This window comes from Aliiroseovarius sp. F20344 (assembly GCF_023016155.1).
Classification (GTDB): domain Bacteria; phylum Pseudomonadota; class Alphaproteobacteria; order Rhodobacterales; family Rhodobacteraceae; genus Aliiroseovarius.
Genome location: NZ_JALKBG010000006.1, coordinates 322,429 through 334,661, shown reverse-complemented (window position 1 = coordinate 334,661; position 12,233 = coordinate 322,429). Strand labels below are relative to the sequence as shown.

The window sequence follows — 12,233 nt, the reverse complement described above, 5'->3', positions numbered from 1 at the left end:
TCCGCCCCACTAACTGCACCCATTGTCCTGCGAAATCGCATTATTCACCAAGATCCCTGATTTCCCGCTGGATCGACCATTCGATCAGTTCGGCCCAAAGCCTGTGTGCGAGGTCCGGATCCAGGCCCTGTTCAGAAGCGGTTGAGCCGACCTTGTCCAGCACCGCGGCCACCCGGTCCGTTGTGCGTGCAGGCAATCCTTCAATCTTCTTCAGGTCCACTGCCCGGTCGATATAGTGGCTCCGCTTGACCAGCAGGCCTATCAGGTCCGTATCGATCGCGTCGATTTGGGAGCGGAGATCGGCCATGGTCTGGCAGGCATTGGGTGCGAGGAGCGTCGTCATAATTCAAAATCCTTTGGACTTATTGCTTAGCCAAGAAGTTGGCGGAGGAGCCTTACCGCCCGCGCGGACCGCTCTTGGCAAAAGGTCTCCGATGGCTGAGGAAGGCGACCTATGACGCGCCTGATCTGCTGATCGCCAATCAGCAGGTCGAGATAGAGCGCCACAGCCTCCCCAGAATGTTCGAAGTTGAGCACGCCCTCGTCCTGGGCGCGCAGCAACACCCGTTCGAGCAGTGGGAACACTGCCTCTCGCCCCGCCTTTGAAAGCGTCGCGCCGAGTTCGCCACTGCTATCGGCCGCTGCGGCTCGATTGAGGGCGACAGCGCGATCACCGGTCAGCAAAAGCAGAAGCTTCGGGCCCAGCGTTCCCAGAATTGAAAGCGCGTCATGGTCGGTTTGCAGTTCGGATTCCAGATGCGCTTTAACTTCTTCAGCGTTCTTTGTGACAAGTGCACGGAACAACCCCTGTTTGTCCCCGTACCAGTTGTACAACGTCTCATTCGAGGCGCGCGCATGTTTGGCAATGCCCTGCATGGACGTGCCTCCGTACCCTTTGGCCTCCAACACTTCGTATGCAGCCGCCTCGATCTGTTGCTGACGCAGGGATCGTTTCTCTTCACGCAAAATCATTCTCCAGCCTGTTGACAGCAACCGTAACCCTAATTACGGATACACGCAACCGTAATCACAGTTACGCTTTGGAGAGGCAAATGAAACAATCTAATCGTCATGTCATCGCCGCTTTGGCGACACTCATCCTTCTGCAGGCAGTTATGCTGTCCGCCTTGTATGCCGGGATCAAGCCCCACCCGCCCATAGCCACGCCTTTGTTCGGCATTGCTCCGTTTCTTGGAGCCGCGATGTCTGTCGCTTTGGGGGCTATCATCGTACAGCCGCTGGAAAGTTGGGCAGGACGCATCATGAGCATTCTCGCCGCGCTCATGGCCCTGGTTTCCTTCGGGCCTCAAAAATACGTCGATGCTCAATTTGGCCTGATCTACCCAGCAGTACTGCTCGGCCAATTCGCTGCGCTGGTCATCTTTGCCTCGGTCGTGTCAGCGGCGCGCCAACACCGGGAACTTGGGGCGGAACGGGTCTGATGGCTCGGTTACTTTCGCCCATGTCGATGCTGTCACTCCTAAGCATCGGAGCCATTTTCGGGTTTTTCTACGCCTGGGTATGTTCGACGATGTGGGGCTTGGACGCGACGGACCCGCGAACAGCCATCGCCGCAATGCAAGCAATGAACGCCTCGGTCCGGAACGGAGTGTTCTTCCCCGCTTTCTTTTTGACCCCGATCATTCTGGGAGTAACGGCCTACATCGCCGCTTGGCAGCTCAGGAAGAGGTCAGCCAAGTTATTTGGTCTGGCCGCCCTTCTTTACATCGTCGGTGCCTTCCTCATCACAGCAACGGTGAATGTACCCATGAACGAAGCGCTGGCGGAGGTTGCCGTACCAATTGACATCGGATCAGCCCGTGAAATTTGGCAAGATTACTCAGCCTCCTGGCAGGTCTGGAACGTGCTTAGGACGATTGTGAGTGGTGTTTGCCTGATCCTGACCGGCCTTGCCATCAACTTTCTGAATTCGGAATCCGCATGATGGAAATTTCTCTTTTGACATTCGCCTTTCTGGCGCTGGTTGTTGTTTTGACGCCAGGCCCAACCGTTCTCCTCGCCCTGTCCAATGGATCACGGTTCGGCATCGCTACCGCAGGGTACGGCATCGCAGGAGCCGCAATCTCTGATGCGGTTCTGATCACAGCTGCCGGTCTGGGGCTCGGTGCACTTCTGGCCGCATCAGTTTTTTGGTTCAATGTCGTCAAATGGATCGGTGTCGGCTACCTCGTCTGGTTGGGCGTACAGATGATGCGATCTACGGGCCAGTTGCAACCGCTCGCGAACCCATCCGAAGACAACAGATCGGGAACGCTTCACAACAGAGTTGCAGTCTTTAGAAAGAGCTTTCTTGTCGCTGTCACAAACCCCAAAGGCTACCTGTTCTTCACAGCTTTCCTTCCGCAGTTCCTCACACCGAATGAGGCGATGTTTCAACAGTATGCAACACTGGCTGTTGTCTTTATCGCAGTCGATGTCGCGGTTATGGCCGCCTACGCAGGGTTGGGCGCAAAGGCAATGCACCTTCTAAGCGACCGAGGCGCACTCTGGATCGACCGGACATGTGGTGGATTGCTCATCGCGCTTGGCAGTGCCTTGGCAATTGTCCGACGCAGCGATGCGTAATTCAGCTTTCGTTCAACGCATTGCTGACATTCGGGCCAAGTGATGCATCCAGTTTCTTGGGCTCGTTGCTATAGTTAGATTGTTTGCAGCATGTTCGAGGAACAGAACGCTACCACTTGGCAGGGACGGCCCGGAGCGGACATTCGTGAATTTCGCGGCGAATGGCCGGAAAGAGCCCATTGCGGAAGTCTTCATTTCTCGCTGCGTGCGCTCGCAGCACGGAAATTGCGGCGACTGCTCCGATCTTGCCGCTGCACGGCGGCAAGAAAACCAGCCATTCGTTCACTTCGCAGCGAAGATCCGGGCGACAAGGATCAAGTCGCGGGACTCCGCTGCCGTTCGCGATGCCAATGTGATCGTCGGTTGATCACGCACGAGGACTATTGATCGCCCAATGTGACCCTTTCCACTAGCGCATCTCGGCGATAGCATCATACACATGAACAGATCTGTCGTACTTCGTGGCTATAAATTCAGTGTTTACAACCGCATCGCTCAGGTGTCGCTGCACGAGAAAGGGGTCGCATACGAAATTGAGGAAATCGACCCTTTTGCGGAGGTTGTTCCCGAGCGCTACAAGCAACGGCATCCATTTTGCCGCGTTCCGGTCCTGAGCCATGGCACGTTCGATGTGTACGAAACAGCGGCCATCTGTCGATACATTGACGCGGCATTTGACGGTCCTCGCCTCATTCCCCTGAACTTCGAAAGCCTGACGCGGTTGGCGCAAACCGTGTCTATCATCGACAGTTACGGCTACAGACCGATGGTTCGCCAAGTCTTCGCTCATCGCGTATTCAGACCTGCGGTCAGAGAAGGCAGCAGCGAAGACGAAGTCGAAAATGGTTTGGCAGCCTCGCGAACCGTTCTGCAGGCGCTAGAGACGCTGGCAGCAGAAGCGCATGTCCTTGACAGACAGACTTTCACACTCGCTGATTGCCACCTCGCCCCGATGATCGCGTATTTTGTTCAGGCCCCTGAGGGGAAAGCTGCTCTCAGCAACTATTCCGCCCTATCCGACTGGTGGGAGTGGGCCTCGCCGCGCGCAAGTGTCAGAGAGACTGATCCCGGCCTGCCGAAGAATCACAACGCCTAGATCGGTCATTCATGCAAACCGCAGCAACCGCCTCGGTGAACTCGTTCCAGATCTTCTACGCACCGCAGCATGTGCCAAAACACAACCGTTTCTATCACCGACGGAATTGACCGATATTGCTAACTTTCCCATGAAGTTAGCTTTGACCCACAGTAGGTTCCCATGCTCCATCCAAATGTGAGGCTTCGTGATCACCCGGCCAGGGCGGCATTGAGATACATATGAATTTCAAAGGTTCGGTTCCGACATTACGGTATTGAAATGCCGTGCCAACTGGAATGTCGATAGACACCCCTGGCACGAGGTTGGTGACCTTCTCTTCGGTATCATCACGCCGCCAGATTTCCCCATCGCCTTCCAATACAAACCAAAACTCGCTGACAGTTTCATGCACCGTGGCCCTGTTGATCTGGCCGGGCGAGACGGTGCTATGGATCATGTTTCCAGTCGTGCCGTCCATAATAAAGCGGATGTCCGCCCCAGCGGGGGATTTCGCGTCAGCCACGGGGGGTAAAATCGTTTCTTTCATATTCTGCTCTCCTCAAAGAAGCAGAGTTTTGTTCATGAGAACGTCACCTGTCAACGTAAACGGCACTCACAAGTTGAACGCCAGCTTCAGCCAGTCTCAAGACTTTAGCGTGCGGGTGGCGGCGCAACCGATTGCCATTATGAGCACCGCGCCAACTACGGTCCATACAACAGGCAGTGTTCCGAATACGACGAAGCTCAATGCGGTTGCTGATACAATTTCCAAGTAGTTCAGCGGCGCGAGCACAGACGCAGGTGCACGTGCAAAAGCAACGATGATCGCCATGTGCGCAATCGTTGAGATGATCCCAAGTGAAGCAATCGCAATCCAAACAGGGACACTCCTTGGCCAGACTATCTGCGCGCTGTCAGATACCGACATACTAGCATAGAGCCAGAGTGTAAGAATGGCAGCTCCAGAAGCAGACGCGATGACGTGCATGGAAAGAGGTGAACCTTCACCGGATGCCATTCGCGTAAGCAAAAAATAGACTGCAAACAGGAAAGCTGCTGCGAGCGGATAAAACGCGTCCCATCCAAGACCGTCGAAGCCAGGACGAACGATCAAAAGAACACATGGAAAACCGGCTACGCACAGCGCGACTCTGCGGAGAGTCAATTGTTCTTTCAGAATGACACCACCGAGCAACGTCAGGATTAGCGGAGCAAGAAATAGGATCGCCGCTGAGGCTGGCAGGGGGAGAGTTGTAAGACCGGTGAAAAAGCAAGCAGTCGCACCGGCTAATGCAACGCCTCGTGCAAGATTGGTCCAGGTCCACGCCGCGCGAAGGTCAGCCAAAGTCCGTCCGACTATCGATTTTTTCTTTGTGCAGGTCCCGTCTTGAAAAATCCTGGGGAGGAACAGGATAGATAAGGGCAGAAGTGCCAATGTAAACAATCCTTGCCCGACAAACCGAGCCAGCGCCACTTGCGTACCTGGCATCCCGTTCATGGCGAGCACCTTAGCAATCACATCCATAGCCGGGATCGTCAGCATCCCGAAAGCCATCAGGACGAAGGCGGAGCGGAATCTTACTGGTGCAAGGTTGATTTCGGTCCTAGGTTTTAAGGGGGTGCCATCAGTCATACCGATACATCTCACGCTTCGCCTGATCGGCAAAACGGGTTGTTTTGTTCAGACTGTTCGGCAATGCTAAACAGCATGAACGTTTCCAATTCCAAACATGAAACTGAAAAATCCAGCGTCAAAGCACTGGATTCAGACACTCTTCGCACATTCGTCGCAGTCTGTGAAACGGGGTCATTTCGATCTGCCCAAGCAATAGTGCATCGTTCTCCGGCGGCGATCAGCGGCAGGATCGCAAAGCTCGAAAGGCAGATCGGATGCCCACTATTCGACAGGCAAGGGCGTCGCGTACATCTCAACGGGGATGGCAAAGCGTTATTGAGCTATGCGCGTCGCTTGCTTTCTCTGAACGGCGAGATTGCAGCGCGGTTTGGAACCCGGCAGACGGCAGGCAGAGTGCGTTTTGGTGCGCCCGATGATTATGGGACTCGCTGGTTGCCTGCCATACTAAAGACTTTTGCTCGAACATATCCGGCAATCGAAGTCAGCGTTGTTCTGGGGCCGAGCAGCGAGATATTCACACAGATCGAAAGCGAGAAGCTGGATGTCGGACTGGTCACTTTTGCCGAAAATGACCCGCGCGCTATTGGGATTACAGTTCACAAGGAACGCCTTTTGTGGGTAGGCGCGTCATCCGGATCGGCCGTTTATCAAACCCCTGTTCCGCTCGCATTGTCAGATGAAACGTGCGCGTGGCGGCAAGCAGCTATTGAAGCATGCGCACGTGCGGAGCGCCCCTTTCGTGTTGCGCTTACAAGTGAACATTCTGCTGGTCAGGTCGCAGCAGTGACGGCGGATTTTGCCGTGGCACCATTGCCAGAAAGTATGTTGGGATCAGGTTTGGAAGAGATCAGCGCCGACATTCTTCCAACCTTGCCAGATTATACGGTTCGCCTTGTCGTCCGACCGAATGCCGAAGCCGCTGTTAATGCGCTGGCAGAAAGCGTGCATTTGGCGCTCTCGACCCGCGCCTAATTCAATCTTTTCAGAGCAGTCTATCTGTAAACCGGACCTTCAGGCATCCTGCAACATCGGTCAACTTGGGCTCAGAGCCGCCGAGTGCGCACGCAGCGCCGATGCAGTCGGTTGGCCACTGACAGCTGCCATTGCCATGGACGATACAATCTCATTGCCCGCATGGTGCTGGTGACTGGGTTTGGAGGGAGGATCGGAGGGCAAATCATGCCAAAGGTCCAACTTCCCGCAGTCACCCCAAAACGCAAGGCTTGGAACAAGGGGCGGATTATCGGGCAGAAACGTCCGTTGCTGCCAAAACAAGTGTGGGCGATCCGTGCACGGCTCGAACTTTCGGGCAGTTTGCGCGACCTGACTTTGTTCAACGTCGCCATCGACAGCAAACTTCGAGGCTGCGATCTGGTTAGGTTAACCGTGACTGATCTTGTCAAAGACGACCGCGTCCGGGAACGTGTTTCCGTGATCCAGAGCAAAACCAAACGGCCTGTTCAATTCGAACTGTTGGAAAACACCCGAGAAACCGTTCTGACCTGGGTCAGAAATCCGGAGATGCTTGCTTGCCGGTTCATGTTCCCAAGCCGGTTTCACGACCGACCACACATCTCAACGCGTCAGTACGGTCGACTTGTCCGCGACTGGGTGAAGGCGATTGGTTTGGAGCCGAGTGGATATGGTACACACTCGCTTCGCCGAACAAAGGCTGCCGAGATCTATCGCAAGACTGGCAACCTTCGCGCGGTGCAACTGCTCCTTGGTCACACCAAAGTTGACAGCACGGTGCGTTATCTTGGTGTCGAACTGGAAGATGCTCTGAGCATAGCCGAGCGCATCGATATCTAACGAACCCTGGCGAACGGTCCTGCCGTTCGCCATTTCGAAGCGGTTGTCCGTCCGTCATGCGGCGTTTGAGCATTCTGAGCCCATTCTACCGAGTTCTGCGATTTGTATGAATGTCCGGTTCGACGCGACCGGTGTCGGCGAAAGTGTTAGCCATGCGTAGCAAATGCGGTACTCTGACGTGAGCACAGTAGCTGCATTTGAAAAAAGGTCAATTTGGCGCCGGGGGTCCAATTAAACTCGGCCGCGAGAATGCCAGGGAGGGAAGCGTTAGTCGCGGCAAGAGGAGACGGCCATGAAAGAACGACTGGATCAAATTCTGGACACTGCGCTTAACGAAAGGCGTATCGTTGGCGCTGTATTGCTGGTCGAAGAGAGGGGCGCACCCGTCTATGGCCGTGCCATCGGTCTGTCCGACCGTGAAGCCGGGCGCGGGATGAAGTTGGATACGCGGTTTCGCCTTGCATCGGTGACGAAGCCGATTTTATCGACTCTGTTCATGACCCTGGCTGAAGACGGCGTTTTTTCCCTGTCCGACCCGGTAACGGACTACCTGCCGGAATTCCGCCCTGCGCTGCCCAATGGACATGTTCCCGAAATAACGTTGCACCATTTACTGACCCACAGTTCGGGGCTGGGATACCGGTTCCTTGAGAGCGAAACAGGCCCCTATGCCTGTTTCGGGGTGTCCGACGGACTGGATCAACCCGGCTTGGGAATGGCCGAAAACCTGCGCCGGATTTCACGTGCGCCCCTGTACTTTGAACCCGGAACGGGCTGGCGTTATTCGGTTGGAATGGATGTTTTAGGTGCTGTTGCAGAAGTCGCGACTGGCGAGCCGCTTCAGACGTTGCTTGATCGAAGGATTGCCGCTCCGCTCGGTTTGCAGAGCCTGCGCTTTCATGAGAAGCCGGCCGTCGATTTTGCGCAGCCGTACTTGGACGGACCTTCCGGGCCGGTGCGGATGGAAGAGGGCGTGCGCCATCCCCTTTGGGGAGAGGGCGGCGTGCGATTTGCCCCGTCGCGTGTACATGATCCCGCATCTTTCCCGTCTTCCGGGGCCGGGCTTGTAGGTACTGCGCCCGAGGTGATGACTGTTCTGCGGTGTCTGTTGACCGGGGGCGCCCCGGTTTTACGCCTCGAAACCGTAGCGCAGATGATGAAGCCGCAGTTGCCACAGGAACTCTGGACGATGCATGGGCCGGGATGGAGCTTTGGTTACGGTTGGGGGGTCCTTGCAGACCCAAAGGCCGCCGGTGTCGGGCTACCCAGCGGGACAATGAGATGGGGCGGGGTCTATGGCCATTCCTGGTTCATGGACCCGGTTTCGCAGCGCGTGTCGCTGTTGCTAACCAATACGGCCTATGAGGGAATGATCGGAAAGCTGGCGGCTGACATTCCGGGTGTGTTCTATTCCTAATCGGTCTCACGCATATTGTGCGTTCGGTCGCCACACCTCATTTCGCATGCTGCCAACGGCGGGAAAGGCGGGCAGCACAGCAGTATCGGACCTCTTGATCCCAATGACCAGTTCGAGCCCACAGCGAAAGTCTTCATTTTTGCTGCATGCGCTCGCAACGCGGAAATTTCTGCAAGTGCTCAATCTCGCGAGCTGCAGGGCGACTCCAAACTCGGTCATTTGAACATCGCGCAGCGAGGTTTGTCGGGGCAACTCACACATCGCGGACAATCCGAACTTGCACAACTACGCCGATTGCTGACGCAAAATATGTTTGTACTTGCGGCACATCTTTGGCTGAACCGCAGCCAATGCCACCGACAATAACGGGGCCAAATGACTCTGATGCTACCGCAAACGCCAAAGGAGCAATCAATTGAACAGCCTGACTTTTTCATCGAGTAACCCATGCAATTTTGCGATGCAGCAATTCGATCAGGTTGAGCGATATACTGGTTTCTCACATTGCAGAAGATAGTGACGAGCAATTGAGAGTGTCACCCATGGTCCAAATGTATGCAACAGATGCATGCTAGTAGGGTTATGCCAGTCATACTCGTCTTTTGAACATGACAAGTTGCTGACAACCCGGTTCAGCAAATTGAAGGCGCGAAGTTGCTAAAAAAGGTGAGAGGCGTGGAACCAATGCGCCAGAACCGAGAATGAAGGATAGTTCAAATGACCGAACAAAACGACAAAGTGCTTTCCCGCCGCAAAGCAATCACCGCAATCAGCGGTCTGGCAGTTGCAGCATATGTTGCACCCACATTGACCACGCTTTCCGCTGCACATGCCTCGAGCTCGGGTTCCAGCCCAGCTTCAAAATCCAGCCCTGCCTCGAAATCCAGCCCGGCTTCGCCCGCCAGCCCGGCATCGCCTGCCAGCCCAGCTTCGAGCCCCAGCGGTTCGTCGGGTTCGTCAAGCTCGTCTTCGCCAAGCTCAGCGTCGTCGCCGTCTTCGTCCAGCGGACCTAGCAGCCCCCGAAAGTCAATGACGTCAAAGGAATGCAGAGACTCCGGCGGCAGAGTTGTGAAACGCAGTGATGGTGTGTCGGTTTGTAGCAGAAGCTAAGCCGGAAATACCTCGTTCCAAATCATCGGTCTGCCTGCATCTGAATTGCTGGCAGGCCGGACTGTTTTCAGGCACGATGAAAACGAGGTAACATGAGCCGCACTCGCTCAGGATTAAAACGTGGCAAATACGCGATACTTGAAATTTGAAGGGTTGAATAAAACCGCCGCACTTGAAGACGCGGCGCCCTTGGAGTCGATGGTATCCGACGTTTTGTCCGCTTGGCCGCATCAAGTTTCCTCGACGCCACCCGATGATCCATCTTTTTTGACAATCCGCCAAGCCGAAGCTGGGCGCTGGTCCTTGGTGACCGAAGATGCGCCGGACGCCCCGCGGATTTGGGATTCGGTTAACACCGTCTGTGATCTGGTGGCGGAAATGGCTTGGGAGCGTTTGCGCTCGGACCCTGAATTGCTTTGCCTCCACGCGGCGGCGGTGAACTTTGACGGACGTCTGGTGGTCTTTCCAAATGCGCGGCGTGCGGGCAAAAGCACGCTTTCCATTGCTCTGGCGCGCCTGGGTCGACAACTTTACACGGACGACTTCCTGCCGGTCAGCATCGACGCGGTCAATCAGACCTCCCTTGGCATCGCAAATGGTGCCTCGCCGCGTATTCGTTTGCCTCTGCCGCAAGATTTCAGCGACGCTTTTCACACTTGGGCTGATCAGGACCGTGGCCCGTCAAACCGGCAGTACAAGTACCTACTGGACACTCCGATTGCGCCACACGGTGAAACGCTGCCGCTGGGCGCGATGGTGGTGCTTGATCGACAGGATGATCTGGTCGAACCGACACTCGCACCCATGGCGCGCGCGGATGCGTTGGAAAGTATCATCACGCAAAACTTTGCCCGCACCCGACATTCCGGTGCGATCCTAAAGTCGATCGACGTGATTACCCGACACCTTCCGATCTTCCGACTGACTTATCACAACGGAGAGGCCGCAGCGGAGTACCTGCTGACTCATCCCGACTTGAAAGCGCTTCCGGCGACCCGGCTTTCGGAGCTCGCGCAGGATGATCGCAAAGCGCCGTTGGAGTTGCTGGATCTATCTGCTCCTGAATTCGCATCGGCCCAGCAATATGTACAGGCGCAGGGTGTGACCGAGACGCAAGCAGGCGATGACAGTTTCCTGGCAGATGGCACGGGCATGGCCATCTTCCGGCTAAACCCCATATCCGCTGCGATATGGCGGCTGTTGGAAGAGCCCACCGATCTGAAAGAAGTTGTTTCCATACTGGCGTCAGCCTTTCCCGATGTGGGCCCTGACCAGATCGCCGGGGATTGCGAGCAACTGATGCGCGGTCTGGCCGAAGCGCGTCTGATCGTACCGTCGGCATTCAAGGTTGCCGCGCAATGACACGTAGCAAACGCATAACGCGCCGCGAGGCACTGACACGTTTGGGTCTAGGCGCCGCCGGGGTCTATATGGCCCCAAGTTTGACGGGACTGAGCATGGCCAGAGCCGCGTCGAGTTCCTCACCAGCGTCCCCGGCAAGCCGAGCAACACCCCCAAGCCCGGCATCACCGGCGTCCCGCCCGAGCCCCGCATCAGGCCCTAGCCCGGTCAGCAAGTCCAGCACCCCGTCTGCGCCAAGTGGGCCAACAAATCGCGGAGGATCGGAGCCAAGCGGTCCCAGCGGACCCGGAAAATGCAATCGCTCTGCGATTTCAGGAGATGCCCAGATATCACGGCGAGATTACAAGCGCGCGCAACGCGCAATCTCGCGTGGCGAAGCGCGTCCGTTGAACGAAGTTCTGAGCAACGTTCGCGCCAAACACCCTGGCAAACTTTTGCACGTCGGGTATTCAGAAGGCGGATCGGGCCCGTCCTTTGATGTCTTGATTGTTGGAGCGTCTGGGGCTGTGATTTCGGTTACCGTTGATGCCAAGTCTGGTCGGGTCACTAGCATGCGGAAGTGCTAAATGCGTATTCTGATCGTCGAAGATGAACAAAAGATCGCGGATTTGATCGCCGAAGTTTTGAAAGGCGAGGGCCTGGTACCTGAGATTGCCCGAGACGGTGAAGAAGGCTGGTTTCTTGGCAGCACCGAAAGCTATGCGGCGGCAATCCTTGATATCGGCCTGCCCAAAAGAGATGGACTTTCGGTTCTACGCGACTGGCGTGATGAAGGGCTGGATATACCCGTTATCCTGCTGACGGCACGGGCAAACTGGAACGAGCGGGTCGAGGGCATCGACGCAGGTGCAGACGACTATCTGGGCAAACCCTTCCAGATGGAAGAACTCGTCGCGCGGCTTCGCGCATTACTTAGGCGTTCAAGCGGTCAAAAATCGACGACCCTTGAAGCCGGACCACTACGCATTGATCTCAGGCAGATGCGCGTGTCTCTTGATGGGCGCCCGTTGAAGGTTACACCCTTGGAATATCGGCTTCTCAACTACCTAATGCACAATCGTGGTAAGGTGATTGCTCAAGAGGAGCTCGCCGAGAACATCTATTTTCGGGATCAAGAACCGGACAGCAATGCCGTCGAAGTTCTTGTGGGTCGTTTGCGCCGAAAAATCGGGGGGGATGTGATCGAAACACGACGCGGGTTTGGGTACTTGATTGCCGAAGAAACATCATGA

15 protein-coding genes are annotated in these 12,233 nt (G+C 55.8%); 10 read left to right on the top strand and 5 right to left on the bottom strand.

What is annotated here, in order from left to right:
- Nucleotides 1-40 precede the first annotated feature (40 nt).
- On the bottom strand, nt 41-343 hold the full coding sequence (locus MWU55_RS07450; RefSeq protein ID WP_246935322.1) for a chorismate mutase: 303 nt from the start codon (nt 341-343) through the stop codon (nt 41-43).
- Nucleotides 344-369: 26 nt separating this feature from the next.
- Entirely contained in the window at nt 370-972 is a 603-nt protein-coding gene (locus MWU55_RS07445; RefSeq protein ID WP_246935321.1) for a TetR/AcrR family transcriptional regulator, read from the bottom strand.
- Nucleotides 973-1,052: 80 nt separating this feature from the next.
- On the opposite strand from MWU55_RS07445, the gene MWU55_RS07440 reads away from it, so the two are divergent.
- From MWU55_RS07440 to MWU55_RS07425, 4 genes are all read left to right on the top strand, one after another.
- Nucleotides 1,053-1,442, top strand: a complete 390-nt coding sequence (locus tag MWU55_RS07440) for a hypothetical protein (protein ID WP_246935320.1) — start codon at nt 1,053-1,055, stop codon at nt 1,440-1,442.
- Nucleotides 1,442-1,945, top strand: coding sequence for an anthrone oxygenase family protein (locus tag MWU55_RS07435; RefSeq protein ID WP_246935319.1), 504 nt, complete (start codon nt 1,442-1,444; stop codon nt 1,943-1,945). Before MWU55_RS07440 ends, MWU55_RS07435 begins: the two co-directional genes overlap by 1 nt.
- Nucleotides 1,942-2,586: a LysE family translocator gene (locus tag MWU55_RS07430; RefSeq protein WP_246935318.1), complete on the top strand. Its 645-nt coding sequence runs from the start codon at nt 1,942-1,944 to the stop codon at nt 2,584-2,586. The genes MWU55_RS07435 and MWU55_RS07430 overlap by 4 nt, the downstream gene beginning before the upstream one ends.
- A 439-nt stretch (nt 2,587-3,025) precedes the next feature.
- The gene (locus MWU55_RS07425) at nt 3,026-3,682 is read left to right on the top strand and encodes a glutathione S-transferase family protein (protein WP_246935317.1); all 657 of its coding nucleotides are present in this window, start codon (nt 3,026-3,028) and stop codon (nt 3,680-3,682) included.
- A gap of 136 nt (nt 3,683-3,818) precedes the next feature.
- Here MWU55_RS07425 and MWU55_RS07420 read toward each other — a convergent pair whose 3' ends face one another.
- Entirely contained in the window at nt 3,819-4,211 is a 393-nt protein-coding gene (locus MWU55_RS07420; RefSeq protein ID WP_246935316.1) for a cupin domain-containing protein, read from the bottom strand.
- Nucleotides 4,212-4,307: 96 nt separating this feature from the next.
- Nucleotides 4,308-5,297: a DMT family transporter gene (locus tag MWU55_RS07415; RefSeq protein WP_246935315.1), complete on the bottom strand. Its 990-nt coding sequence runs from the start codon at nt 5,295-5,297 to the stop codon at nt 4,308-4,310.
- A 63-nt stretch (nt 5,298-5,360) separates the two neighbouring features.
- Here MWU55_RS07415 and MWU55_RS16530 point away from each other — a divergent pair, with 63 nt between their 5' ends.
- The 5 genes from MWU55_RS16530 to MWU55_RS16595 all read left to right on the top strand — a co-directional run bounded on the left by MWU55_RS16530 (nt 5,361) and on the right by MWU55_RS16595 (nt 11,001).
- Nucleotides 5,361-6,272, top strand: coding sequence for a LysR family transcriptional regulator (locus tag MWU55_RS16530; protein ID WP_348646220.1), 912 nt, complete (start codon nt 5,361-5,363; stop codon nt 6,270-6,272).
- 207 nt (nt 6,273-6,479) lie between these two features.
- Nucleotides 6,480-7,112, top strand: a complete 633-nt coding sequence (locus MWU55_RS07405) for a tyrosine-type recombinase/integrase (RefSeq protein WP_246935313.1) — start codon at nt 6,480-6,482, stop codon at nt 7,110-7,112.
- Nucleotides 7,113-7,404: 292 nt separating this feature from the next.
- The gene (locus tag MWU55_RS07400; protein ID WP_246935312.1) at nt 7,405-8,529 is read left to right on the top strand and encodes a serine hydrolase domain-containing protein; all 1,125 of its coding nucleotides are present in this window, start codon (nt 7,405-7,407) and stop codon (nt 8,527-8,529) included.
- Nucleotides 8,530-9,230: 701 nt separating this feature from the next.
- Entirely contained in the window at nt 9,231-9,542 is a 312-nt protein-coding gene (locus MWU55_RS07395; RefSeq protein ID WP_246935311.1) for a hypothetical protein, read from the top strand.
- Nucleotides 9,543-9,759: 217 nt separating this feature from the next.
- Nucleotides 9,760-11,001, top strand: coding sequence for a PqqD family protein (locus tag MWU55_RS16595; protein WP_246935310.1), 1,242 nt, complete (start codon nt 9,760-9,762; stop codon nt 10,999-11,001).
- Between the two features lie 64 nt (nt 11,002-11,065).
- On the opposite strand, the gene MWU55_RS07385 is transcribed toward MWU55_RS16595, so the two are convergent.
- Nucleotides 11,066-11,299 (bottom strand): hypothetical protein, encoded by a 234-nt coding sequence (locus MWU55_RS07385; RefSeq protein ID WP_246935309.1) that lies wholly within the window; start codon nt 11,297-11,299, stop codon nt 11,066-11,068.
- 268 nt (nt 11,300-11,567) lie between these two features.
- Between MWU55_RS07385 and MWU55_RS07380 the strand changes: the two genes are divergently transcribed.
- Nucleotides 11,568-12,233 (top strand): response regulator transcription factor, encoded by a 666-nt coding sequence (locus MWU55_RS07380; RefSeq protein WP_246935308.1) that lies wholly within the window; start codon nt 11,568-11,570, stop codon nt 12,231-12,233.